The sequence below is a fragment of the Paenibacillus sp. MT124 genome (assembly GCF_058792755.1).
The window spans coordinates 3,738,463-3,765,383 of record NZ_CM179500.1 but is presented as its reverse complement, the minus strand read 5'-3'; the positions used below and the strand labels follow the sequence as shown (position 1 = coordinate 3,765,383).

Here is a 26,921-nt window from a genome sequence, read left to right as displayed (position 1 = left end):
CGAGGTGCGGAAAAGCACATGGAACAAGCAGGGCTGGATCATCATGGGCATGGTCTGCCTCCTGTGGTTCAGCCAAGAAGCAGTACCCGCGAGTGCAGATGGCAAGCAGGATGCTTACCAATATTCCTACTGGGGCGATTCCGTTCCGGCTCCTGCAGCATACGAGGCCACGTCCATCATTACTGGAAAAAAAGTGAACGCTGGTGCATTCAAAGAACCAAGTGACATGCATGTCACCGCGGATCAGCGAGTGTTCGTACTGGATTCCGGCAATGGTCGCATTGTGGAAATGGATCGTAATTTGAAGCTGGTCCGGACGATTGATTCCTTTGAACGTGAGGGAAAGAAGGAGCAATTCAATAATCCGCAAGGGCTGTATGTGAGTGAAAAAGGGGATCTTCTCATTGCGGATACCGACAATCAACGGGTCGTTCATCTGAATGAACAAGGCCAATTGGTCAAGGTTGTGGAAGAGCCGAAATCGGATCTGTTACAAGCGGATTTTCAATTCAAACCCGTTCGGGTTGTCATGGATAAAGGAGACCGCATTTACGTCATGGCAGCGGGTGTATTTGACGGATTCATGGAGTTCAGTGCCGACGGTACATTTTCCTCCTTTATCGGAGCGAACAGGGTTCAAGTTGACCCGGTAGAGTATTTGTGGAAACGGTTTGCCACGCGCGAGCAGCGCAGTCAGATGGTCATGTTCACGCCGACGGAATTCACCAACCTGGATATGGATGAAGAGGGATTCATCTATGCCACAAGTGGTGACCGCGGCAAAGATCCAATCAAGAAGCTGAATGCCCAGGGGACCGATATCTTGCGCAGACAAGGCTATCATTACCCACAAGGTGATCTGATGTACACGAATGAAGCAGGGCCATCGCGCCTGATTGATGTAGACGTGGGAGACAGTGACATGTATTCGGTGCTTGACTCCAACAGAGGGAGAATATTCACCTATAACGGTGATGGATACCTGCTCCATATTTTTGGGGGGATAGGCAATCGGTTGGGACAGTTTAACACACCAGTTGCACTGGAACGTGCAGGAGACCGAATACTTGTGCTGGATAAGGCGCTCGGTGAGATCACGGTATTCGAGATCACGGAATACGGGCGTACGCTGCACGAAGCGGTGCGCAGTTATTACAACGGGGATGAAGATCAATCCTCGGTGCTGTTCGCCAAGGCCGCCGAGATGAATGCGAATCTGGAGTATGCCTATGCGGGTATTGGCAAGTCGCTGCTTCGCCAGAAGGATTACGCCGAATCTGCGCAATATTTCAAACGGAGCATGGAGCGGCAGGGTTACTCCAAAGCTTTTCTCTTGTTCCGCAAGGAGCTGATGCGTGAGCATTTTTCGTGGATGATGTCCGGTCTATTCCTTGCTGTTGCTGCGTTTGTTACCGTCGTCATCATTCGCAGGCAGAAAAGGAGGACAACAAATGCAAGCGCCAAGTAAGCAGCTTTACAAGTATCCGATGCACCTCATCTTTCACCCGTTCGATGGGTACTGGGAACTGAAATATGAACGTAATCAACGAACGACATTGCTGATTGCCTGTATGATCATGCTGCTGCTGACAGTTACCAAGATTTTGCATGCCCAGTACAGCGGATTTCTCATTAATTTTAACAATCCCAAGTATCTGAACAGCCTGCTTGAAGTGTTGTATGTCATGATCCCGGTACTGTTCTGGTGTGTTGCCAACTGGTCGTTAACGACCCTGATGGACGGGGAAGGCAAGTTTTCGGAGATTTTCATGTCGACGTGTTTTGCACTGGTGCCGCTGCTCCTGATTCATTTCCCGTGGATCTGGCTGAGTCTCGTCATTTCCGCGCAGGAGACAGCCTTTTATTATTTCTCCAATGCACTTGCTGTGGCTTGGACGGTGTATCTGTTATTCGTAGGCAACATGACCGTTCATCAGTACACACCGGCTAAGACGGTGCTTACGATGCTGCTTACCCTCGTAGCCATGGCTTTTATGGCTTTTCTGTGCCTGCTTTTCTTCAGTCTTGTGCAGCAGATCATATCGTTTGTCGTAACCATCTATCAAGAAATCGTGCTTCGGGGCTAAGGAAGGAGGACATCCAGTGAAATATGCTGTAGCAAAAAAAATAACCGGAATGCTGCTGATTGGCAGTCTGCTTCTAAGTGGCTGCCAGTTCTCGCTATCACCGCAAGCTCGTGAGGCAGCAGCAGCTGTAGATCAGGCCGATCTTCCCTCCCTGCCTCCCGGAGAACAACTGAAATCTTCTTTCAGCGATCCTCGCCTGCAAGGCATGATTGGTATTGCCAGGAATGAAGCCTTGCAGCTGTTTATCGATGAAAAGACGGCAGAGATTGCTGTCCTGGACAGAAAGAGCGGACAGATCTGGCGCAGCAATCCGGCAGATCGAGAGCAGGACGGGATAGCGGCCGGGATTAACAAAGATCTTCTGTCATCCCAGGCCAGACTTAGCTTTTTCAACAGCCAGGGTCAGAGCAGTACGGTGAATTCTTATACGGATAGTATCGGTCACAAGCAGGTTAGCTACGAGGCTATGCCAAGCGGGGTCCGGGTTCACTATCAATTCGGGAGCACCGAGCGCTCAATTGAAGATTTGCCGGTCAAAATCAGCAAGGAACGATTTGAGCAAAAGTTGTTAGCACAGCTCGACAAGGCAGGAGAACGCGCCTTGAAAATCGGGTATACCGAAGATAAAGATGAGGGTGTCTATGTTCGAATTGACAAGGCCCTGCAGGGACTCCAGTTGTCCCGTGCCCTGAAGGCATTTGACACGGCTGGTTATACGGAAGAAGACCTGGCACAGGATCACGCCGAACACGGGATTGATCAGGAGCGCAGTGGACCGCGGCTCTTCATGATGACTTTGGAATATGAATTGGATGGAGAGAATCTGCTGGTGCGTGTTCCAGCATCCGGCATTCATTTTCCGGAAGAATATCCGATCAACACCATTTCCGTACTGGAATATTTCGGAGCCGGAGGGATGAAAGAGGAGGGGGCGATATTTGTACCGGACGGCTCGGGAGCACTGATCCATTTTAACAATGGGAAGCTCCAATATCCAGGGTATCAACAAGATATTTATGGCCCGGATTTGACGATGAAGCTGCGGGAAGCCGGATCGGCGGAAGCCAAAGCCCGGTTGCCAGTCTTTGGTCTAATTCGCAAAGAGGGAGCTTTCCTTGGCATTATCGAGGAAGGGGACGCTGTGGCAACGGTGAATGCGGATATCAGCGGCAAGCTGAACAGCTATAACAACGTATATCCAAGCTTCTATGTCATGAATAAGAGCGATGTAACGCTTCAGGCAAGTGACATGGTGCGAACACTTCCCAAATTCCAGAAAAAACCGACAGCGTCAGACTTTGTTGTCCGTTACGCCTTTGTCGGCGGGGAGAAGGCTTCCTATTCGGGGCTGGCCGAACTCTATCGGAATTACCTGTTACATACCGGCGGACTGCCCGAGCAGCAAGCGGGTAAAGAACAGGCCGGCATTCCATTTTATCTGAAATTGTTCGGCGGGATGACAACCAGGCAGCATATGCTGGGGATTCCTTATGATTCGACAGAGGCGCTTACGACCTTTGAGGAAGCCAAGCAGATTCTGTCCACGCTGACGGAGAAAAATGTATCCAACATTCAGGTTCGCTACGCCGGATGGTTCAATGATGGACTGCACCATCGGCTGCCGGATTCCATTTCGGTGGACGGAGCCATTGGCGGCAAGAAAGGTATGCGTGACTTTAGTGATTACGCACGGGAAGCGGGTATCGCATTTTATCCGGATGTGGCTCTGCTGAATGTGCAGTCGAAGAAAGGATTCAAACCGAATAGAGAGGCTTCACGAACGTTAACCCAGGAACCGGCTGTCGTGTATCCGATGAATCAAGCCTTACAGCGCCGTGATCGGGATAGGTCACCATCCTATGTACTTTCGCCCAACAAGCTGGATCAGGTTACAACAGAGATGCTGGATGAGATGAAGTCGATTTCAAAAGAAGAGCAAGCGCATTCACTGAGCCTGAAGGATCTGGCTGAACAGCTGAACAGCGACATGAATCCCAAGAAGCAGCTGGATCGAACGGAAGCGTTGGGCGTGGTCACCAAAGCCCTCGAACAGATCAAACAGCAGGCAGGCTCCGTTGTGGCCGAAGGTGGAAATGGCTACGCGCTGCCGTATGTTACCGGACTGACGGATGCGCCAATGAACAGCAGCCAGTTCAAACTGGAGGATGAGGAGATTCCATTCTTTCAATTGGTGGTTCATGGAAATATTAGTTACACGGGATCTCCATACAATCTTTCGACGTATACGAACCCGAGACAATATGTGCTAAAGCTGATCGAATACGGTGCAAGTCCGTACTTTGCCTGGTTTAATGCGCCTAATCATGTAGTCAAACAGACCGATTATGACGATCTGTACGCGGCAAATTACAAGCAGTGGGTGGATCTGGCTGCCGAGATGTACAACGAGGTCAATCAGACCAATCTTCCATTTGCCGGGCGTTTCATGCAGTCGCATGAAGCATTGGCGGAAGGTGTGTACCGAACAACCTATGATGGCGGTGGCTTCGTGATCGTGAATTATAATGATTTTCCTGTAGAGGTTGAGGGCCAATCCGTGGAAGCCCAAGGTTATGTGACTGGTGGTGAGCAGCTCTGAAGACACTCCTAAAATGGAAATCGGGAAGTCGTACGTACGCTCAGCAGAAAGCCATGTGGGGCGTCATCTACGTGCTTCCATGGCTGGTTGGATTTGTATTATTTTTCTTCATCCCGCTGCTCGCGTCGCTGCGTTACAGCATGAGCACGATTCAGGCCAATGCGGAAGGCATTGCCATTCAATTCACCGGGATCGCCAATTATATTCAGGCACTCACCGTCAATACCAGTTTTAACCGAGCGTTGATCGAGTCGATTACCGATGTGCTTGTCAATGTGCCTCTAATTGTCATATTTAGCCTGTTTCTCGCCGTCATCCTGAACCAGAAGTTCAGAGGCCGGGCAGTGGCACGTTCCATATTCTTCTTGCCCGTTATTTTGGCATCCGGTGTCATCATGTCACTGGAGAGCACCAGCTTGATTGATGCTGTTAACCAGAACAGTACTGGAGGAAGCGCACTAGGTACATTTGAGCTCGAAAATCTGATGTTGGATGCCGGGGTGAGCGAATGGATCGTAACGTATCTGAGCAGTGCCGTTGATCGGATTTATCAGATTGTCAGCCAGTCGGGCGTGCAGATTTTGATCTTTTTGGCTGGCATCCAGACCATTTCGCCTCAGCTCTATGAGGCATCCAAAATGGAAGGTGCTACCGGGTACGAAGCATTCTGGAAGATTACATTCCCGATGGTCAGTCCGCTGATCTTTGTCAATGCGATCTACACCATTATCGACTCGTTTGCCAATAACGCCATGACTGAACTGATCCGGGATACCGGATTCGTGAAATTCGACTTTGGCCTCAGCTCGGCAATGGCATGGGTGTATTTTCTGGCGATTGCCATCATTCTCGTGATTGTATCCATTATTTTCTCGAAACGAGTCTTCTATCAAGATTAGAAAGGAGGACGTTCAGCGTGACGACTTCTCGATTATTATCGCTGGAACACTGGAAAGGCTGGCTCTGGTCCGTGATTCGGTTCGTACTGATTACTGGACTTTCCTTTGTTATCCTCTTTCCAATATTTCAGAAAATCTCAACGTCCATCAAAGATAAGGGTGACCTGTATTCCGCAGTGGTGGTATGGATCCCCCAGAATTTCTCGATCGATAACTTTCAGCAGGCTATCCGGGTTATGGATTACTGGGCGACGCTGTTCAATACCTTCGCGCTGTCAGCGACAACAACACTGTTAACGACAGCGTCCTGTGCCCTTGCAGGGTATGGTTTCGCCCGGTTGAAGTTCAAGGGGAGCAATTTGCTGTTCGCAGGCGTGATTCTCACGATTCTCGTTCCACCCACGACGATTTTGATTCCGGTGTATCTGAATCTGAAAAGCTTCGACCTGATGGGCTTGATGACACTGATTACCGGCAAACCGGTGAACCTGCTGAATACCTACTGGCCGTTCATTCTGACCGCCATAACGGCCAATTCGCTTAAAGCCGGGTTGTATATTTTCATCTTTCGTCAGTTCTTCCGCGGCATTCCGAAGGAAGTGGAAGAGGCTGCATATGTGGACGGGGCAGGCATTGGGCGGACCTTTGCCCGAATTATGCTCCCGAATGCAATTCCATCCATGGTGACCGTGATGCTGTTTTCCTTTGTATGGCAGTGGAATGATAGCTTCTACACGACCACGTATCTGACTTCAAGTAAGGTCATGTCAACCCAACTGTCTTCGCTTCCGTATAATCTGGCCCAACAAGTAAGTGATGGAGCCTCCAAGGCGGATCCTTTTTATCTAAGCATGATTCAGGATACGGGAATATTGCTTGCCATTCTGCCTTTGATTGTCATCTATCTCTTCGTGCAGCGTTATTTCGTGGAGAGTGTAGAACGTACAGGAATCGTTGGCTAAAACGTTAGGCTAACCATGAAGAAAGATCCGAAACAGATCGATACGATCTGAAGAGAGGAGGAGGAGGAGTCTTGCGCCTGAACGTATGGAACGGGTTGCGGAAGCGTGCGCCAACTGAAGCTTAGTCTACTCGTAGATTTTGCTGCAATCATCGGATATTGCATTGAGGAAAAGCAATCGATCATGACAGGAGGATATAAAGTGAAAAAGATGTGGATGTCTTGTAAACTTTTACTCGTTTTGGCTTTACTGATTACGATTGCTCCATGGGGAGGAAGCCGCGCAGAGGCGTGGGTTGGCATGCCTATGGGCAAGCTTCACGTAAGTGGCAAGAATCTGGTGAACAGCAACAATCAGCCTGTGCTTCTGAACGGTTTTCATCAACCTTCAGGTGCCTACTGGACGTATCAGAACAGCAATTATTATCTTAATCTGCACGGCAACAATCGTCATGCAGCTACCCTGGCTTACCTGAAAGACATTACCGATACATTTGCGGACACAAGTCCGAAATACGGCAGCAATCATGGATGGAACATGAATCAGGTACGTCTGTTCATTGATCGTGAGGATATGGGTGATGTGGCGGCGGGTACATATAATTTTGCCGGTGTGCAGACCGTTACGCAGAACGTCATTATCCCGTACATTCAATATGCCAAAACCAAAGGCGTGTATGTCGTCCTGGGACTCGACTTTACGTTGAAGGATGACCAGGCAACCACCGCTTCCAACCTGCAGAAATTTAATCAAATCTGGGGATATCTTGCGTCTCGTCCCGAGATTAAAAGTGCCGATAACGTTCACTTTGAGCTCATTAACGAGCCAGTGAAATCGTATGCGAATGGACATTGGGGCGGATACAACGGGGAGAATGACTTTGTGGATCACTGGAATGATCTGCGCAATTTCCAGAACTCCATCATCTCCACGATTCGTAACCAGGGTGCCGATAACGTAATCTGGGCTGCAGGTCTGGGGTATAACCAGTTCTACAGTCTGACGGCAAGCCATCCATTGACGGATCCCCTGAACAACTACGGATATGCGGTTCACTGGTATCCGGGTTACGGCGCGTACGATAACTTCTCCATATTGCAAGATCAGTGGAATACCAATGTGAAAGCAGCTGCAGACAAGTATCCGATCAATATCACGGAAGTAACCTGGTTTAAAAACAAGCCTGGTGATTCGGCCTATTGGAACCTGTTTAATGGCAGCAACGAAGGTTTCGGTACCAATACCAAAACCATCTTCAACGCGGCTGGAAACGTTAGTATTGCGGCTCACATGAACGGCTTCATTCTTGAGCCGGGGCAGCGCAGCTCTTTTGCCGATCCAACGGCTGGACTGAAATGGGATGGCGATGCTTCACGAAGTGCCATGGGACGATTCCTGTTCAACTGGTACCATGAACGTGCTCAATCGTATCCAGGTAGCGGAAATGGTGGTGGACCCACAACCGGGCTAGTGTCAGGTGCAACCTACAAAATTGTGGCCAGACATTCCAATAAGGTCATTGACGTTCCTGGGGGGCAAAATCAAAACAATCTTCAGCTTCAGCAATGGAGCGATCTGGGCGGCAATCCTCAGAAGTGGGTTCTGACCTCCATCGGCGGTGGCAGCTATACCCTAACCAGCGTGAACTCACCGGACAAAGTGATTGATATTCGCAACGGTACTCTCACGAACGGTGAAGCGGTTCAGCTCATGAGCAATCTGAACACGACCGCACAGCATTTCAAAGTCAACGATCTGGGGAATGGATATTGGAGTATCATTAACGTGAACAGCAACAAAGCGATTGAAGTGGAAAACGCTTCCACATCCGATGGTGCCAAGTTGCAGCAGAATACGTACACGGGTGCAACGAATCAACAATGGAAATTTATCGCGGTTAGCAATTAACATTATTGCACAAGAGGACCTTCACGGCTGTTATTGCCGGAAAGGTCCTCTTTACGTTGAGATTTCAGTCTGTGCAATGCGCTGTGATGCTTATGAACTCGTTTGTACGATGACTCATTGTAGAGTGATTAATATATCCGATATCTGCCGCTTAAAGCCAGCAAGCTGAAAAAATACAGACAGTTATCATAATAGCGGCGCTCACCCTGGCGCAGGGGGGTGTTCCAAAAGAGGCGTACGAAATGTTCCACATGTGGACCATCTGCAGCCAGTGAGGCCATGGCGTTGGTAGCGAGCAGACCGATCGGATGCAAGGAAGGTTCATCGAACGGTTCACCCTCAATGGTATATCTGCGATATTCGGCGACATCAATGCTGCTGAAGAAGGACTGAATTCGATTGGACTGCTCCACCTGCCAGGGATCCTGGCGGAACCATTCCCAGTCCAGAGCTATATTCGCGGCAACCCGGTAAGCATCGCTGTAAAAGTGTCTAAAATCACCATGCGGCTGAACAGGAGCGGGTGATCCGTCATAGTTCGCATATTCAGGCGAAAGCCCGGTTACAGGATGACAGGCGGTATGCAGATAAGCTCGACTTGCCGCCGCTGCATCTCTCCAGAAGGCTTGATCGTCTTCATCCGCATATAATGCAAACAACTCATAGAAATGGGGGAGATGGTAGGATGGATCACTGAATGGTGATTCCGGTACAAATTTGATCAGCTTGGTTTCCGGGTCCCACATGGGATCTCCCTCGCCATTTTCACCTTGATGAATGCATGCGCGGAGGATTTTTCTGGCTTGTTCCTTATAGTTAAAAGGGGCATCCCCATCACCCCAGCGGTTAGAAGCAAAGAACAGAGCCATGGCGAAAAACTCCTCACCATCAGGTGCAGGTCCTTGAGATAAGCGGGTTCCATCCGGTTTGCAGTGCCAGGCAAAATAATCCTTGTATCGACCTTCAGCATGCTGCATGAACGTATGGGAATAATTCCAAAGCCGATCGAATTCTTCTTTTTTGTCCATCTGCACAGCCATCATCATGCCATAAGACATGCCTTCGGAGCGAACATCGTTATTACCGGTGTCGAGTAAATAGCCTTTGTCCTCACCCATCGGGTAATAGATTCGCGTATTCTCTTCTCCATAAAACAGCTCGTTCCACGATTCCTCCAGCCGTGCGTTTATTTCCTGTTCATCATAACCAAACTTGTGAAAGAGATTGATATATGTATTGGTATCATAGGCGCCTTGACCGGTAATATTCATGGGTTTTCCTCCTTTTAATGCAAACGTTAAACCCATTATATCACGGTAAATGTGTATAAATTAAAGCGTTTACATTGGAAATCTTAGTTCTTTCCTTTTTCCGATTATCATGACCAAAATGAAATGATATGATTGCTGCAAGTCCTATACTTTATCGGGTATCTGTAAAATTATGTAAGTGTTAAACTCGTGAGGAAGGACCCACCAAGCATAAAGTTTTACCCGTTTGGATTCCTTCAAATGACATGAACTTTATGATCGAAGAAAGGATGGTGGTAAACATGGTTCGCGATGCAGGAGATACACCAGAAGCAGATATTCACCAAGGGATAACTGCACCGCGCGATCCCGTTGGAGTGAAGGAGACGAATAACGAGGCAACGTTCGATTACTGCTCCCCTGAATATCACAACATGATTAGCCAATCTCTTTTGAACAAAGGTCACAATGCCAGATTAAAACGGGCGATTCAGAAGGCTGGACAGGGTGAACCTGTTGTTATGGCTTATATCGGTGGTTCTATCACCCACGGCGCTGGCGCAATTCCTATTCATCTCCGTAGTTACGCCTATCGATCGTATGAGCGGTTCAAGGCGATGTTTGCTCCATCAGACAGTCGTTCCATTCAACTGGTTAAAGCCGGAGTAGGCGGAACGCCTTCCGAACTGGGAATGATACGCTATGATCGTGATGTGCTTGGAGATGGTCAAATTCAACCGGATATCGTCGTCATTGAGTTTGCAGTTAATGATGCGGACGATGAAACCCGGGGGAACTGTTACGAAAGTTTAATATTGAAAGCGCTTGCTGCAGATAACAAGCCTGCAGTCATCCTTTTGTTCAGTGTCTTTGAGAATGACTGGAATCTACAGGATCGTCTAGCTCCGGTGGGCTGGCATTACAATCTGCCCATGGTGAGTATGAAGGATGCTCTTGTCGAGCAATTCCACAAGACCAAGCAAGAAGGTAACGTCGTAACCAAAGAGCAATATTTTCATGATATATATCATCCGACCAACCTGGGACATCAGATCATGGCCGATGCACTGGGTCACCTGTTTGATGCAGTGAATCATGCCGAACTGGACCAGGAAGATCATGATCTGAGAAGGCCGCCTCTGATTGGGGACGATTTCGTGCACGTGAAACTGCTGGATCGGAAAAATGGCAATCAGCTTGCCAAAATCGATCCGGGTTGCTTCGCGCAGACGGATACCGACCTGCAGATGGCCGAGATGGATGATCACGATTATGCTACGCCGCTCTTCCCGCACAATTGGATGTATACCCGCGATGAGAGGGCCGAAGCGCAAAAGTTCAAGCTGCAAATGCGCTGCAGATGTCTTCTTTTAATCTTCAAAGACTCTGGAAGCGACGAGTTTGGAACACCCCGGATCAAAGTGGATGGTGTTCTCACCAAACAAGCCAATCCGCATGAAGTAAATTGGACACGCTGTCATGCCATGCTCCTGATTCAAGATAAGCACGTCAGCGAGCATACGATCGAGATCGAAATGGCAGAAGGGCACGAGAATAAACACTTCACGATTCTTGGTTTTGGCTATGTCAGTTAACAAAACAAAGGCCGGAGATTAATCCAATAGCTAAATGCACCTATGAAGGGAGTACTGTACATGATATCTTCAGCACCGGCTGGATTTGACCAATACCGCAATGATATACCTCGCGGAGCAATAGAGACGATAGAGTATGATTCCACTACGGTAGGGAATACACGGAAAGCACTGGTGTACACACCTCCAGGATTTTCTTCCGAAAACACATACCCTGTACTTTATCTGCTTCACGGGATCGGTGGAGATGAGATGGAATGGCAGCAGCATGGTAGCCCGCAGATCATCTTGGACAATCTGTACAACGATAACCTGCTTGAGCCTATGATTGTTGTTTTGCCCAACGGTCGCGCCATGCCCAACGATCGAGCCGAGGGTGATCTATTTGACCCGGAGAAAATACAAGCCTTTGAACGATTTGAATCCGACTTGATTCATGACCTTATTCCTTATATTGAATCCAACTATCCCGCAAGTACAACCAGGGATAATAGGGCAATTGCCGGCTTATCCATGGGCGGAGGCCAGTCCTTAAACATAGGGCTGGGCAATCTCAACCATTTCGCTTGGGTCGGTGCCTTCTCTCCCGCTCCAAACACCAAAGCGCCAGAGCTGCTCCTTCCTAATCCGCAGGAAGCAATCTCGCTTTTGTCGCTCCTTTGGATCTCCTGTGGTGATCAGGATAACCTTATCCAAATTAGCGTTGACGTACATCAATATTTGGAACAGCAGGACGTACCGCACATCTGGTATGAAGAGAGCGGAGGTCATGACTGGCCAGTGTGGAAAAATGATTTGTATCTGTTTTCCAAACGTCTATTCAAATAAATACCAATTCAACTCCAACTCCAGTGTCTACCCGAAAAAAGTACCGAATTATTCAAAACCTAATACAAATATCAGGAGGTTTTTACCATGTTTAAATTCGGAAAAAAATTGTTAACTGTTGTCCTTGCCGCTTCCATTAGTTTTGGTGTATTCGCCGCTACGACAGGTGCTACAGATTACTGGCAGAACTGGACAGATGGCGGGGGTACTGTTAATGCCGTGAACGGTTCGGGAGGAAACTACAGTGTAAACTGGCAGAACACGGGTAACTTTGTTGTCGGTAAAGGGTGGACTTACGGTACACCTAATCGTGTAGTGAATTACAATGCGGGTGTATTCTCTCCATCCGGCAACGGATATTTGACGTTTTACGGGTGGACACGGAATGCACTTATTGAATACTACGTGGTGGATAACTGGGGAACATACCGTCCAACTGGAACATACAAAGGCACAGTAAACAGTGATGGTGGCACATATGACATCTATACTACGATGAGATACAATCAGCCATCCATTGACGGATATTCAACATTCCCGCAATACTGGAGTGTTAGACAATCCAAACGTCCAATCGGTGTAAATTCCCAAATTACGTTCCAGAATCACGTAAATGCGTGGGCGAGCAAAGGCATGTACTTGGGTAATAGCTGGTCCTATCAAGTGATGGCGACCGAAGGATATCAAAGTAGCGGTAGCTCGAATGTGACCGTTTGGTAAGCGCTCTCTTTTCAATCGGCTAGTCTAAAACTTAGGCAAGGCAGGTCTATGGATCTGTCTTGCTCTCCATTCCCGTTTTAAAGGAGACCTACAGATGAGAAAGTGGATGATATTTCTGCTTATCGCAGCTTTTGTTGGATTAAGTGCTTGTTCGACAGGCAGCAGTACTACCGTGAGTGATGATCTTGTATTGGTAGAGGGTGGGGCATTCAAGAGCAGTAAAAGCAATTATAGTGGCAAAGACATCATACTGTCTGACTTTTATATCGGCAAATATGAAGTGACCCAGAAACAATGGGCTGACGTTATGGGAGACAATCCCTCTGGTTTTAAAGGGGAAGAACGGCCCGTTGAAAGGGTGAGCTGGTATGATGCGATCGAATACTGTAATGCACGCAGCATGAAGGAAAACCTTAAACCGTATTACACCATTGATAAAGAAACGCTGGATCCGAATAATAAGAATGAAAATGATAATGTTAAATGGACTGTAACCATCAATGAAGATGCGAATGGATATCGTCTGCCAACGGCAGAAGAGTGGGAATATGCCGCAAGTGGCGGACAAAAGAGTGAGAATTTTACTTATAGCGGAGGCAACAATCCAGACGAAGTGGCGTGGTACTGGATGAATGCCGGTGAAAAGCCGTTAACAGGAGACTGGAACTGGCCAGCCATTGAAAACAATCGGAATCAAACCAAGCCAGTAGGTCAGCAGAAGGCCAATGAACTTGGTATCTATGATATGTCTGGTAATGTTAGAGAATGGTGCTGGGAATGGCACAGCCATCCGGAGACCCCGGACAACACCTGGAGAGTCAGCAAGGGTGGGGGCTGGGTCAGTAGTGTAAATACAGCAGAAATTTCCTATCCAGGAAAATTCGATGCGAATGGCATTGGTCCCGATCAGGGATTACGAGTCGTACGTAGTAAATAACGAGGCCCATTCTTTAAAAATGGGCTTTTATACATGACAACTGAAAAAGGAAGAACGATCTTAAAAAATGAATATGTTTTCTTTAAACTTTGCTATAGTTCACCCATTATGGACCATTTAAAATGGAAATACCAACCAATGTAAGCGCTTTTATAACTGATTAAATCAAACACGGCTGTTGAATCTAGGAGCGAAGGTAGTTTCAGAAAATTGTTTACACGGTTGGAATACGAAATGGAGGTGTATTGATGAAGAGGAAGACTTGGTTCACATTAATGGTATCTGGAGTGGTTTCATTATTTATTTCGGTAAGCGCTTTTGCTGGGTGGGTGTTTTGGGAACCGCTGACGTATCACAATGCAAGTACCTGGCAGAAGGCAGATGGGTATTCCAACGGTTCCATGTTCAACTGCACGTGGCGGGCAAATAATGCTAATTTTACGAATGATGGCAAGCTGCGCTTGAGTCTGACAAGTCCTTCATACAACAAGTTTGATTGTGGAGAATATCGGTCAACGAATACTTACGGCTATGGTCTCTATGAAGTAAGTATGAAGCCTGCTAAAAATACAGGGATTGTATCCTCTTTTTTCACCTATACCGGTCCTTCTGATGGCACACAATGGGATGAGATTGATATCGAGTTCCTTGGCAAAGACACAACGAAAGTACAATTCAATTATTATACAAACGGCGTTGGAAATCATGAGAAGATCGTAAATCTGGGCTTCGATGCGTCCCAGGGATTCCATACGTATGCGTTTGATTGGCAACCAGGTCACATTAAGTGGTACGTCGATGGCGTGCTGAAACATACAGCTACAACCAATATTCCGAAAACACCAGGTAAAATTATGATGAATATCTGGAATGGAACGGGTGTGGATAGCTGGCTCGGGTCTTATAATGGTGCTAATCCATTGCATGCTGAATATGATTGGGTGAAATATACGAGTAATTAACAGAAACTCACGATCAGGTCCAACTAGTGCCATAAACTTAAAGAAACAGAGGAGCGGATTACTTCCGCAATCCTCTGTTTTTTTATGATCATTTTCAACCTTTACAGAACAATCGTAACGTAAGATGATGAAGGAAAAGGGTGGAAATGAAATGAACTCGACATACAGTGGACGGAAAACCATGAGTATGAGTAACAGCAGCGATACCAATAACAATTGATCACCCGAGCAGTTTATCGAACCGTTAGGCCAACCATAGGATGCCAAGCAGATATAAACCTTGCTGGAACCTTTCGGTCACCCTGATAAACAAGAGAGACAAGAGTAAGACGTTGTACTAATACAACATCCGTATTCACTTTTTAATATCCTAAATTAATACAATAAATGTTGCAATATTAGTATGGGCATTCATATGGTTCATTCATTATGATGGACTCTGTAGACAACATCACTACATACAGGGGGACTCACAAGTTGAAAACAATCAAGAAAAGAAAGATTGGCGGTTTGGCTTTGGCAGGAATGTTGGCGCTTACAGCAGTTCTTAGCGGATGTAACAGTGGAGCAAGCAAAGAGGCTGCACCGAGCACACCGAGTACTGCACTGGAATTGAAGGACGGGAAGTATGATCCGCCCGTAACACTTACTTATTTACGTCCCTGGGGACCCGAAATCAAATTCAAATCTGGTGAAGATCAGGACAATAACGTGCACACCAAATGGGCAAAAGACAAGCTCGGCATTGAATTAAAAAATCAGTGGGTATCACCATCGACCAACAATGCGTTTGAAACGAAGCTTCGCCTGTCGCTGGCTTCCAATGCAGAAATGCCGGACATCATCTCATACCGCGGCGACTTCAATCTGGCACGTGAGCTGATTGAAACGGGCAAGTTCGTTGATGCTGGTGAATTGTTTGATCAATATGCAAGTGATACCTGGAAAGCTGCCGTGAATGAAGATCCTTCCGTATGGTATCCGTACATGCAGGATGGTAAACGGATTGGTATTCCGATTCTGGATTACTCCTATAATAGTGATCCAGTGATGTGGATTCGCGAGGATTGGATGAAGAAGTTTAATTTGAAAGCACCTGAAACACTGGCTGATCTTGAAGTGATTATGGAAACGTTTACGAATAAAGACCCGGATGGCAATGGTAAAAAAGACACCTACGGTCTGACCATCGGATTCAAAAACTGGCTCAGCACATGGATGTCTGATGCTGGTTGGGTCTTCGGAGCCTACGGCACGATGCCAAACCAGTGGAATCTGAACGCAGAAGGCAAGCTGGAGTACGGTTCTGTAAATCCAGGAGCAAAACAAGCTTTGGCAACACTGGCTGACTGGATGAAAAAAGGATATATTCCAGAAGAGGCTGGGGTATATGATGAAACCAAAGCAGCAGAAGAGTTTACAGCAGGTAAAGCCGGGATTGTTGTGGGCCCTCACTGGATGCCGTCATGGCCGCTTGAAGATGTGAAGAAAAACCATCCTGAAGCGGAGTACAAAGCTTACCCAATTCCATCTGGACCTGATGGCAAGGCAGGCAGACGCGGTACCGCGAACGACAACGGTGTAATTCTGATTAACAAAGATATGAAGAACCCAGAAGTCTTTTTCACTTATCAAAACTATCTGTTTGATCACTTTGCAAATCCAAAAGCAGGTGATGAATTCGAAAATGGCTTCGCTGAAGGATATGACTGGGCAATGAAAGACGGCAAAGTAACAACGGATGCTAGTGTGACAGGCGGTTATGCACCTGAGAAATACACATTAACGTTTGATGGTGCACGTATCCCAAGTCTGAACATGGCTACGCTTGCGAAGTTTGCTAACGGTGAAGAAGCCACAACACCTTTCGAGAAAAAACTTAAGTCCGGTGTACCGGTACCAATGGTGGAAGCGGCCAAGATTGTTCAGGATCAAAAAGATATCGCTTTAAAACAGATGTTCACAGGTGCACCAACGATGTCGATGCAAATGAACAACGACATCTTAACCAAAATGGAGAAGGACCTGTTCTCGCAAATCATCTATGGTAAAGCTCCGATCGATGCTTTTGATACGTTTGTAGAGAAGTGGAAGTCTTCAGGTGGAGATCAAAATACGAAGGAAGTTAATGAGTGGTACCAATCCGTTACGAGCGGAAAGTAAGTACGAGCCAAGTAATTAAATCTTATCCGTTATTTCGTCCTAACCAAGCTGCTAAAGCAGGTGGGAAAGTACAAAGAAAAGGCCTTGCTGGAAATCATTCCAGCGAGGCCTTTTTGCTTCAAACCGGCAGATTCTCTCTATATTCCTGCGGTGTCAGATCGTAAAACTTTTTAAATACCCGAATAAAATACGCAGTGTTGTTGTAGCCGACAAGCTCCGCAATTTCGAATACCTTGGCGCTTGAGGATCGCAAATAATAAGCTGCTTTTTCCATCCGTAACCGATAGACATAGGCTGTCAGCGCTTCTCCTGTCTCCGCCTTATATACCTTGGATAGATACACAGGGTGCAGGTGGACATGTTCGGCAATAGCCGGTAAAGATACATCGGAAGCCAGATGCAGGTCCACAAAGCTTTTGACACTGCGAACGATGGTGCTGTGATTGTCCTTCAGCTCCTGTTCTGCGTCTTCACTGATGGAATGAAGTGTACGGATTGACCAGTCTTTCAACTGCTGGGCGGTAGCATAGCTTGGAGCCTGGAAGTATTTGTACGTTTCGGCAGGCAGAACAGAAGAGATCTGTTTTCCGTTCTTGTGGATGATATAAGCAAAGGCCCCAGCCAAGGCATGATACACCTCAATCGTCGTTTCCGCGATATCATGATGCTGCGCGGATTCGAGCAATTCCTCGAAAATGACCTCAATCTTCTGTTCCACATCGTCAAAGCGGCCAGCTTCCAGAAGACTGATGAGGGTTGGAGGCTTGTACAGAGAACGGATGGCAGGAAGGGGGTGTACATCCTTATCGTCTGAAGCCGTGATGAACAAACCCTGCGCATGTCCCATACGCTTCCGCATGGATCTGACAGCACTCTCATAAATTTCACCAATCTCATTAGGGAATTTGCCCCAGTGAGAGACTGCAATGGAAATAGCCCCTTTTAAATATAACTGAACGTTTGTCTGAATTTGGGCAGCGTAATGCTCCAGCAGCACTTGAGGTTTTTCCTCTTTGCTCACACTTGGTGTGCCGCCTTTTTTGACGCTAACCAGCACAACCAGATAGTCATGGACATCCCGCGTATGCCACATATGAAAATGCTGCTGCGTCACCTCGCTGATAATGTTGCTAATGGCATATTGCATCAGCGAAAGATCATGGTCAGCCATCTCGGATAGATGCTCTTCCATCCGAATGACAAGCATGCCCAACTCTTCACCAACCGAATAGGGCAGATTTAGCAATTCGAGCTTGTCTGCGAGCGTTGAGGGAGAATAGGTTTTGCCTGTCAGCAATTCATGGAGCATTGTAGATTGCAATAAAGGCAAGTTATCCTGGAATGCATGTAAGGCACGTTGATAGGAGGCCGCCGCTTCCCATTTTTGTTTGATCCGGTCAACAAGCCGCTGTACGGTTTCGATTAGATCCTCATCACTTACAGGCTTCAGCAAATAATCAAAGCTTTCCTGAGCCATCGCTTGTTTGGCGTATTCGAAGTCAGCAAAGCCCGAGAGTAAAATCGTCTGCACATGCGACCATTTTTCGTGAATTGCTGTGATTAACTCAATACCGGACATCTCCGGCATGCGAATATCAGTGATTACGATATCAATATCATGATTCTCCATAATTTCCAGTGCTACGGCACCTGACAAGGCTTCGTGTACAGTACCGATTCCACAGCTTTCCCACGGAATGGTTTCCGCCAGCGTTTCTACAACGGAACGTTCATCATCAACTAACAACATTTGTAACATGTACTTCACCTACTCATTGATATTGTTGTACCATGTAATGCTTACCTTAACGCCTCCGCCAGGCGTATGCTCATAACTTAGACCCGCATCTTCACCATACAAAAAAGACAAACGCTGATGAACATTCCAAGTTCCGCATCCCATGTTGCCATCGAGCGGTTTGTTAAGATTGTCGACCAACTCTTGCATCTGATTCTCGGTCATACCCAGCCCGCTGTCCTCGACGGTAATCGTACACATTTCATCCTTATGATAACCTGTTATGTTGATATGACCGTCTTCAGTACGAGGTTCAATGCCATGAATGATAGCGTTCTCAACGATAGGTTGTAAGCTTAAACGTGGTAACGTTTTATGAAGCATATCGTCCGGTACATCGATGGTAAAATGCATGCGTTCCAGCCGGAGTGCCTGGATTTCTAGGTAATTTTTCACCATGTTCAACTCTTCTTTGATGGTGGCCTGATCATTCTCGGATCTTGTGATGTACCGATAATACTCACCTAAATTAAGCGCCATCGCCACAACGGCTTTCTCATTTTTCATCCTTGCCATATTTTTGATGTAGAAGAGGCAGTTGTATAGGAAATGCGGGTTAATCTGTGATTGCAACTGCTTCAAAGTGGCTTCACGTCTTCGGAGTTGTTCTTCGTACACGTTCTCAATCAACTCCTGAATTCGCTGCGCCATGATGTTAAATCGTGCAAACAATAAACTGAATTCATTACGTGACGAATGATGCAGACGAACGGAGAAATCTCCAGTCGACAAACGGTTCGTTCCCTTTACGAGTTGAAGCAATGGAAGCTGCACACTTCGATACAGCACATACAACACCACAACACTCATAGCAATCAAAACGGCTATGGAAGCGTAGAAGAGATTACGACTATTTGTGATCGGCCCTAAAATTTGCTGCATAGGCACGTAGTCTACATAGTACCATCCCAGACTGTCTGAATGTATGTACGAGACATAGTATTCTGTACGGTCAAGCGTCGTGGTGAATCCGCCTTTTCCCTGCAAAGTCATCTCTTTCAGCTTGGACTGAATCGCAGTCAATGTGCCATTCCCACTGGTGTTGCTAATTAAGCCAAACTCGGGATGGAACATAAAAGGGTCACCTTTGTTATTCAATTTGTTCTGATCCAGCATGCTGGTCAGATGATTCACTGGAAAGCTGATCTTGGTAATCAGTCTTGACTTCCCAGGAGTGTCGATCGCTGTCGTTGGATCGGTCGTGTACCACACAAATTGATTCTGCTTATATGCCCATGATTTCGAAAGCGGCTTGGAAAATTCATCCTCCGCATACGGGATATAAGCATAATAATCGGTGGAAATGACTTTTTGCAACCTTGGAAAATAAAGGGTGATGGTGGAATGCCATTTGCTGGCTGCATTATACAGATTCATTTTTTCAAGAATGGCACTTCCAACTTTGACACGTTCATAAGGCACATCTTTGTAATCCGGCCGCTGATATTCCTGAATACTCGAATCTTGTCCAATAGACATTCCGTAGAGAGATAATTGGTAAATATTAGATTCTACAGAGTCAGCAAAAGTGGACAAATGATTCATGGTATTGTTCTGAATTTCGTGTTCGATCACCCGTACACTTTCCCGGTTTGAATAGGTGTACAGGAACAAAACCAGGACAAGCAGTGCTACAAATAACAGTGTAATTTTGGTGAAGACGTTCAGACGTGCGAACAATGCTGGGCCTCCCTCAACTCATTAAAATATTGATATCGTTGTTGCAATATTAGGATATAGATTGCTAATAACCGTTGCTATAATTTTAATATACAAGTTCATATGCACTTGTAAAATACAAATTTTTAGAACATGGGGGATGTAGGGGTGAAGGAACATACGTTAGAAACGCCTCGCAAGGGGCGTGCCATCAAGGCGAGACAGCGCTGGAACATGCAACGGAATTGGTCCTTGCATTTGATGCTCGTACCAGCGGTTTTGCTGGCAATTGTATTTCAGTACATACCAATGGGCGGGATTGTGATTGCTTTCCAGGATTTTAAACCATACCTCGGATTTACCGAATCCAAATGGGTAGGTTGGGATAATTTCAAGTATTTATTCTTATACCCGGACGTAGGCCAGGTCATCTGGAACACACTGGTCATTGCATTCTTCAAAATAATCGCAGGTTTAATTGCTCCATTCCTGTTTGCGATTTTGTTGAACGAAGTTCGTTTATCTGCTTTTAAAAGGGTCAGTCAAACATTGGTATATCTGCCGCACTTTCTGTCATGGGTTATCCTGGGCGGAATATTGCTTGATATTCTTTCGCCGCAGGGCGGTATGGTGAACAAACTGGTCGTTGCACTAGGCGGAGATCCGATCTTTTTCCTGGGGGATGGAACTTGGTTTCGGATAACACTGATTGTTAGTGATGTGTGGAAAGAATTTGGCTTTGGCACGATTGTATTTCTGGCTTCTCTGTCCGGTATTAACCCGGCACTGTACGAAGCTGCGGAAGTGGACGGTGCAAACCGGTTCAAACAAACACTGCACATTACGATTCCAGCCCTGATGCCGATCACGATTGTACTCATGACACTCTCCATCGGAAACATTTTGAATGCAGGGTTCGATCAGGTGTTCAATCTGTACAATCCGCTCGTTTATGACAAAGGTGATATCATCGATACCTTCGTATACCGTCTTGGTATCTTGAACGGCAAAATGAGCTTCGCAACGGCTGTAGGATTGTTCAAATCAGTCGTGGCAACCATTCTGATCGTTATCTCATATCGCATGGCTTACAAATTGGCGAATTACCGCGTGTTCTAGTAGAGAGGAGAAAAGGGCTTGTATTACAAAACAAAAGGCTATCGAATATTCAGCGTTGCGAACTATATTTTTCTGGGCGTACTATCTCTGCTTTGCATTCTGCCTATTATTCATATTTTGGCCGTTTCGTTCAGCAGCATGGCACCGGCCTCAGCCAATCTTGTCGGCTTCTGGCCGATTGGCTTTACGACAGATGCATATGTCAAAACGTTCGGCAATTCAAATTTCATTAATTCCTTGCTGGTTTCGGTTAAACGAACCGTCATTGCTACCGTGATCGGTATGGTGATTATGTTACTTACCGCATTCCCGCTGTCGAAAGAAGATCTCAATTTCAAAGGCCGCTCGATCTACACCTGGTTCTTTGTATTTACGATTTTGTTCAGCGGAGGTCTAATTCCGAGTTATATCTTGGTCCAGAAACTAGGACTGATGGATACGATCTGGGCACTGGTGCTGCCAGGTGCATTGTCCGTGTGGAATGTTATCCTGATGATGAACTTCTTCCGTGGTCTGCCTAAAGAGCTGGAGGAAGCAGCTTATCTGGATGGAGCAGGTCACATTAAAACGCTGGCACTGGTATATGTACCGCTATCCATGCCTGCGATTGCAACCTTGTCATTGTTTACCATGGTAGGTCAGTGGAACTCTTGGTTCGACGGCATGATCTATATGTCCGATGTCAAAAATTACCCACTGGCTTCCTTGCTACAAACCATTATCGTGCAGCAAGACCTCAGTAAGATCAACGTGGACCCATCCATGCTGGAGAATGTTTCCCAGCGTACGGTTCGCGCAGCACAGATTTTCATCGGGGCATTGCCGATTTTGGTCATATATCCATTCTTACAACGCTTTTTCGTTAAAGGTATCGTCATTGGGGCAGTAAAAGAGTAGTACTGTCCTGCAATTGACCACACATTCTAGGGAGGAATATGAGTGAAAAAAGGGTTGGCTTGTCTCGTAGCAGGAAGCATGATCGTTTCACTGGCAGCTCCGGCCGTAGTCCGGGCAGAACAGATGAAGCAGCAAACGGTAACGGAGCAGGAGCAGGCGTCAAGCCTGCTTCGGGCACCGTACAAAGATTTACAGGGACATTGGGCTGAAAATGCAGTGATGCGTATGCAGGATATGGCGCTCACTAAAGGTTATACGGACGGCACATTCAGACCGAGTGAACGTATCAGCCGTGCCGAATTTGTTGTAATGCTCGATCGGGTGTTCAGATTCGCTGGAGGCCCCGGCGCGGCGTCATACACAGACATTAGTGAAAAAGACTGGTATTATGATGCGATCATACGAGCAAGTGGATCTGGCATTATTCAGGGAACTGATGCAACACATCTGTCCCCCCAGCTTCCGATTACCCGGCAGGATGCTGTCGTGATGGCAGATCGTGCGTTTCAGTTATCGACAGGCAGTGAGAATAAATCGCTCGGTTCTGCGTTTAAAGACGACAAAGATGTAGCTGATTATGCTAGGAATGCAATGAACTACTTTATAAACAATAAAATTGTAAACGGATACAACGGAAATCTTGCACCTGAATCCAACATTACGAGAGCAGAAGCTGCTACGATCATGTCTACGTTGATAGCAGATATTCAAAGCAAACCCGGCACCTATGAATCCAACGTAGAAGGTAATCTGATTGTCCGCTCAACCGATGTGACACTGAAAAATACAACAGTTAACGGCAACTTGCTCCTTACAGAAGCCATTGGAGAAGGTACAGTGAAGCTCGACGGGGTAACGGTCACTGGAAGTGTAATCGTGAAGGGCGGAGGAAACCACTCAATCGATATTCATAACTCCAAACTAAATCGAGTTGTGGTAGACAAAAACACCAGTCCGGTACATGTGAAGATCACAGGGACAACTCAAATTGAAAACTTGTTTATTGAACAAAAGGCTACAGTTGAGTTGTCTGCCGAGAGTACGATTAATACATTAAAAGTAAGCAGCAAAGCCCGTAATACCATGATTGACAGCACAGGTAAAATCAATCTGCTGGACGTAGATGCAGACAACGTATTGCTTAATGGGAAAGCGGTTGCACCAGGACAATACAAGGATAGCACTACGCCTGGGACAGGACAGTCCGAGCAACCAAACGCTGCTGCACCAGGTACTTCTAACGGTGGCAATAATTCTAGTACAGGTGGGGGCGGCTCTTCCAATTCAGGCGGAACGACACCATCCGTACCGGGCAATCCTTCAGGTGAAAAACCGATTCCTGCAACGACGATTCCGGATGAGCATTGGGAAATGGTCTGGAATGATGAATTCAATGCACCTTCCGTGGATGCATCCAAATGGACCGTTCAGGATACGGAGCTTGTGTACAACAATGAGTTGCAATATTACAGCCCGAATAACACACGTATAGTTAAGGATGGCAACCGCAATGTATTGCAGATTGAAGCAAAGCGGGAGCAGAAAGGCAGCAAAAATTATACTTCTGGTAAACTGATTACGAAAGAGAAGGGCGATTGGACGTACGGAAAAGTGGTCGTACGAGCGAAATTGCCCGCGCAGCAGGGCACGTGGCCTGCAATCTGGATGATGCCTACAGATGAAGCACATTACGGAGGATGGCCAGCTTCCGGGGAGATCGACATTATGGAGTTGATTGGCGGTACAAACAAAGATCATGAAGTATACAGTACGATCCATTACGATTCCCCAAAACCAGATGGTTCTCACGGGCATGATCAAGGCAAGTTTACCTTGCCGCAAGGTGAATCGTTTGCAGATGATTATCATGATTTTCAGGTGGAATGGCTGCCTGGCATGATTCGTTTCTACGTTGACGGCAAACTGCATCATCAGGTGAATAACTGGGAGACGACTGCAGCGGGACAGCCGGAGAGTTACACCTTTCCTGCTCCATTTGATCGTCCGTTCTATTTAATTCTCAATCTTGCCGTTGGGGGAGACTGGCCGGGATCGCCGGAAAGTGATTTTGTCTCTGAGAAGATGAATGTTGATTTCGTTCGGGTTTACGAGTACAAGAAACTGAGCGAATGGCCGGACGTAACTTCTAATCCGATCGAACCTGAATGGCAGCGGGAACCGCAAGCGGATGGAAACCAGATCTACAATGATCGCTTTTCTGAAGGTGTGAATGTAGATGGTGTGCCGAACGAATGGAATTTCCTCACGAATGCAGGCGGGGCTGGTAAGGTAGAGGTTATTGATGATGTGCAGAAGGGCAAGGCAGCGAAAGTAACGATCTCACAAGCCGGAACCGAAAGTTATTCCGTACAACTGACACAAATGCCGATGTATATGAAGAAAAACAGAAAATACAAAGTGCAGTTCGATGCCAAGGCATCTGCTGATCGTGTCATTCGTTCGAAAGTAACGCAGTTTGAAAAAAGCTGGACAAATTACTCCGACGATAAGAGCTTCTCATTAACTACAGATTGGCAACCGTATGAATACACCTTCAACATGCGGAATGGGGCAGACAACAATGCAAGGTTTGAATTCAATCTGGGATTGAATGAAGGTGAAGTTACGGTGACCAATGTGCGGTTGACAGATATCGGTGAAGCCGACTCTCTTCCGGTGGAACGCAAAGCACTGCCGGATGGAAATTATGTCTTTAATGGCACATTTGATCAAGGGAAGGATCGCCTCGGCTTCTGGTCCAAACAGGTTAAGTCTGATGCTGAAGCGCAGATTACCGTGAACAACTTCCTGAAGTTCCCGATCATGGAACGGCAGCTCGTGGTCGACGTTCTACGAACGAACGGCCATTCTGATCAGGTGGCTGTGGTACAGCCGGGAATGAAGCTGGAAGCGGGCACTACCTACGGATTCTCTTTTGATGCAAAGGCGGATTCGCCACGTACGATGGATTTGGATTTGTCTACCGCAGAAGGTCATGATGTGCAGGTGAATCAAGGACAGCAGATCCAACTTGGTCAGGAACTCAAGAATTATTCGGGTGAAATTGTGATCGGACAGAACGCAACGACAGCATCAACGGTAACAGCCGAACTGAAGCTTTTATTCGGCAGTTCCGAAGGGAAGGTCTACATCGACAATGTGAAGCTGACCAAACGAGGTAAGCCGGTAACAATTCAAGGCTACACTCATATTCCTGCCACGGATGCATGGATGATGGAAGGTCTGCAGCTCGAAAATTCCGATGAAGGCGGCAAACATGTCAGCTACATGGACGAAGGTGATCTGCTGCAATTCAAAATCGATGCAGCAAATGATGGCGTATATGCATTCTCCACAAGGATGGCAAGTGCCAAAGCCGATTCAAAAGTCCGATTCAGTGTGCAGGATGAACAAGGCACAACGGTTGCAAGCTCCGAACTTCTGCTTGGAGATACGGGGGGATGGCAATCCTATAAGACGGTATATCTGCCAGCAGTTTCACTGAAAGCCGGAACATCATATTATGTCAATTTTGAAGGGAACGAATATAATACACGTTGGTTGGACGTTTCACAGAATAAAGTAAGGAATGGCGAACTGACCGCAGATGGAACGGATTGGACTCTAATTCCCGACGTGCTCTCGGCTACGTATGGGAAGGACCATGGAATTAATATTACGTTGCCGGCTGCAACCGACGATGAGTGGGATTCGTTTTTCCAGCAGGGTTCGATTGCTCTTGAGGCTGACAAGACCTATCGTCTGAGCTTTGAAGCTTCAGCCTCTGCACCTAAATCAATACAGGCTGTGGTCTTGCAAGGTAATGGCGGCGAAGCCAAGTATATGGATGAAAACGTAGATCTGACTGAAATTAAGCAGCCTTACACCTTCACATTTACAATGGGAGAAACAGCGGATGCGGCGGCCTTACTGAACTTTGGTCTTGGCAGACCGCTAGCGGAAGAGCACAGTGTATCCATTCAAAATGTGATGTTGTTCGAGGTGAACCCGGGTGCGGATCAGGGGGGACAGCCGGTACACGTCAATCTGATCCCGAATGGGGACTTTGCCAAAGGAAGTGAAGGCTGGTTCAAATATGCAGCCGGTGTTGAATCTGACCTTGCGATTCATGTTGAGAATCAGCAGCTGCAAGCTGTAATCGGTCAGGCGGGAACGAATCCGTGGGACCGGCAGGTTATTAATGAAGGTTTTGCAATGCAGCAGGGAACCAAGTATAAGCTGACGTTCAAGGCCAAAGCGGATAAAGCGCGCAAAATGGGGGTAGGTATCGGCTGGGTGGATGTTCCCGCTGGATACGCGTGGCATGGATTTTATGGGCAGCAAGTGAGCTTATCCACGGAAGAACAAGAGTACACCTTCACATTCGATACAACCGAACCAAGCTATGCAAACAGCCGTATCGTATTTGATATGGGGAATATTACAGGTGACGAAGACGGTAACACCACAATTACGTTGTCTGGTGTCAGCCTGACCAATCTTGGCCCGGTGCAGACAGCCGTAGCTGATTAAATCAT

18 protein-coding genes are annotated in these 26,921 nt (G+C 46.9%); 15 read left to right on the top strand and 3 right to left on the bottom strand.

Translation table 11 applies throughout. The annotated features are described in order from the left end of the window. Positions 1–4: 4 nt before the first annotated feature. The 6 genes from AC3RCI_RS16950 to AC3RCI_RS16925 all read left to right on the top strand — a co-directional run bounded on the left by AC3RCI_RS16950 (position 5) and on the right by AC3RCI_RS16925 (position 8,455). Complete coding sequence (locus AC3RCI_RS16950) at positions 5–1,468, top strand: hypothetical protein (protein ID WP_492525654.1); 1,464 nt, start codon at positions 5–7, stop codon at positions 1,466–1,468. Beyond that, entirely contained in the window at positions 1,452–2,087 is a 636-nt protein-coding gene (locus tag AC3RCI_RS16945; protein ID WP_336781859.1) for a Yip1 family protein, read from the top strand. The genes AC3RCI_RS16950 and AC3RCI_RS16945 overlap by 17 nt, the downstream gene beginning before the upstream one ends. A 16-nt stretch (positions 2,088–2,103) precedes the next feature. Next, the gene (locus AC3RCI_RS16940) at positions 2,104–4,686 is read left to right on the top strand and encodes a DUF5696 domain-containing protein (protein WP_492472564.1); all 2,583 of its coding nucleotides are present in this window, start codon (positions 2,104–2,106) and stop codon (positions 4,684–4,686) included. A gap of 53 nt (positions 4,687–4,739) precedes the next feature. Continuing rightward, complete coding sequence (locus AC3RCI_RS16935; RefSeq protein WP_336781857.1) at positions 4,740–5,585, top strand: ABC transporter permease subunit; 846 nt, start codon at positions 4,740–4,742, stop codon at positions 5,583–5,585. Between the two features lie 17 nt (positions 5,586–5,602). Next, complete coding sequence (locus tag AC3RCI_RS16930; RefSeq protein ID WP_110823077.1) at positions 5,603–6,547, top strand: carbohydrate ABC transporter permease; 945 nt, start codon at positions 5,603–5,605, stop codon at positions 6,545–6,547. A 210-nt stretch (positions 6,548–6,757) separates the two neighbouring features. Then, positions 6,758–8,455: an RICIN domain-containing protein gene (locus AC3RCI_RS16925; RefSeq protein ID WP_492529933.1), complete on the top strand. Its 1,698-nt coding sequence runs from the start codon at positions 6,758–6,760 to the stop codon at positions 8,453–8,455. Positions 8,456–8,583: 128 nt separating this feature from the next. Here AC3RCI_RS16925 and AC3RCI_RS16920 read toward each other — a convergent pair whose 3' ends face one another. Continuing rightward, on the bottom strand, positions 8,584–9,726 hold the full coding sequence (locus AC3RCI_RS16920; protein WP_492525652.1) for a family 8 glycosyl hydrolase: 1,143 nt from the start codon (positions 9,724–9,726) through the stop codon (positions 8,584–8,586). Between the two features lie 281 nt (positions 9,727–10,007). Between AC3RCI_RS16920 and AC3RCI_RS16915 the strand changes: the two genes are divergently transcribed. The 6 genes from AC3RCI_RS16915 (at position 10,008) to AC3RCI_RS16890 (ending at position 16,910) form a co-directional block, all read left to right on the top strand. Further along, the gene (locus tag AC3RCI_RS16915; RefSeq protein ID WP_492525650.1) at positions 10,008–11,300 is read left to right on the top strand and encodes an SGNH/GDSL hydrolase family protein; all 1,293 of its coding nucleotides are present in this window, start codon (positions 10,008–10,010) and stop codon (positions 11,298–11,300) included. A gap of 60 nt (positions 11,301–11,360) precedes the next feature. Further along, on the top strand, positions 11,361–12,128 hold the full coding sequence (locus AC3RCI_RS16910; protein WP_336781853.1) for an alpha/beta hydrolase: 768 nt from the start codon (positions 11,361–11,363) through the stop codon (positions 12,126–12,128). 87 nt (positions 12,129–12,215) lie between these two features. After that, positions 12,216–12,848, top strand: a complete 633-nt coding sequence (locus AC3RCI_RS16905) for a glycoside hydrolase family 11 protein (protein WP_154893939.1) — start codon at positions 12,216–12,218, stop codon at positions 12,846–12,848. 94 nt (positions 12,849–12,942) lie between these two features. Then, a complete protein-coding gene (locus tag AC3RCI_RS16900) occupies positions 12,943–13,785 on the top strand; it encodes a formylglycine-generating enzyme family protein (protein WP_154893940.1) in 843 nt (280 codons plus the stop codon). Between the two features lie 248 nt (positions 13,786–14,033). After that, positions 14,034–14,747, top strand: coding sequence for a beta-glucanase (bglS, locus tag AC3RCI_RS16895; protein WP_154893941.1), 714 nt, complete (start codon positions 14,034–14,036; stop codon positions 14,745–14,747). A gap of 477 nt (positions 14,748–15,224) precedes the next feature. Beyond that, entirely contained in the window at positions 15,225–16,910 is a 1,686-nt protein-coding gene (locus tag AC3RCI_RS16890) for an extracellular solute-binding protein (protein ID WP_492525648.1), read from the top strand. Between the two features lie 118 nt (positions 16,911–17,028). Here the strand turns inward: AC3RCI_RS16890 and AC3RCI_RS16885 are convergent, their stop codons facing one another. Both AC3RCI_RS16885 and AC3RCI_RS16880 read right to left on the bottom strand, forming a co-directional pair. Continuing rightward, positions 17,029–18,669 (bottom strand): response regulator, encoded by a 1,641-nt coding sequence (locus AC3RCI_RS16885; protein WP_492472568.1) that lies wholly within the window; start codon positions 18,667–18,669, stop codon positions 17,029–17,031. A gap of 9 nt (positions 18,670–18,678) precedes the next feature. Continuing rightward, positions 18,679–20,388, bottom strand: a complete 1,710-nt coding sequence (locus AC3RCI_RS16880) for a sensor histidine kinase (protein WP_336781849.1) — start codon at positions 20,386–20,388, stop codon at positions 18,679–18,681. Positions 20,389–20,535: 147 nt separating this feature from the next. Between AC3RCI_RS16880 and AC3RCI_RS16875 the strand changes: the two genes are divergently transcribed. The 3 genes from AC3RCI_RS16875 to AC3RCI_RS16865 are packed head-to-tail and all read left to right on the top strand — an operon-like array spanning position 20,536 to position 26,916. Beyond that, positions 20,536–21,486, top strand: coding sequence for an ABC transporter permease (locus AC3RCI_RS16875; protein WP_371859924.1), 951 nt, complete (start codon positions 20,536–20,538; stop codon positions 21,484–21,486). A gap of 18 nt (positions 21,487–21,504) precedes the next feature. Then, entirely contained in the window at positions 21,505–22,383 is an 879-nt protein-coding gene (locus tag AC3RCI_RS16870; protein WP_127536859.1) for a carbohydrate ABC transporter permease, read from the top strand. A gap of 42 nt (positions 22,384–22,425) precedes the next feature. Then, the gene (locus AC3RCI_RS16865; RefSeq protein WP_492525646.1) at positions 22,426–26,916 is read left to right on the top strand and encodes a carbohydrate binding domain-containing protein; all 4,491 of its coding nucleotides are present in this window, start codon (positions 22,426–22,428) and stop codon (positions 26,914–26,916) included. Positions 26,917–26,921 lie beyond the last annotated feature (5 nt).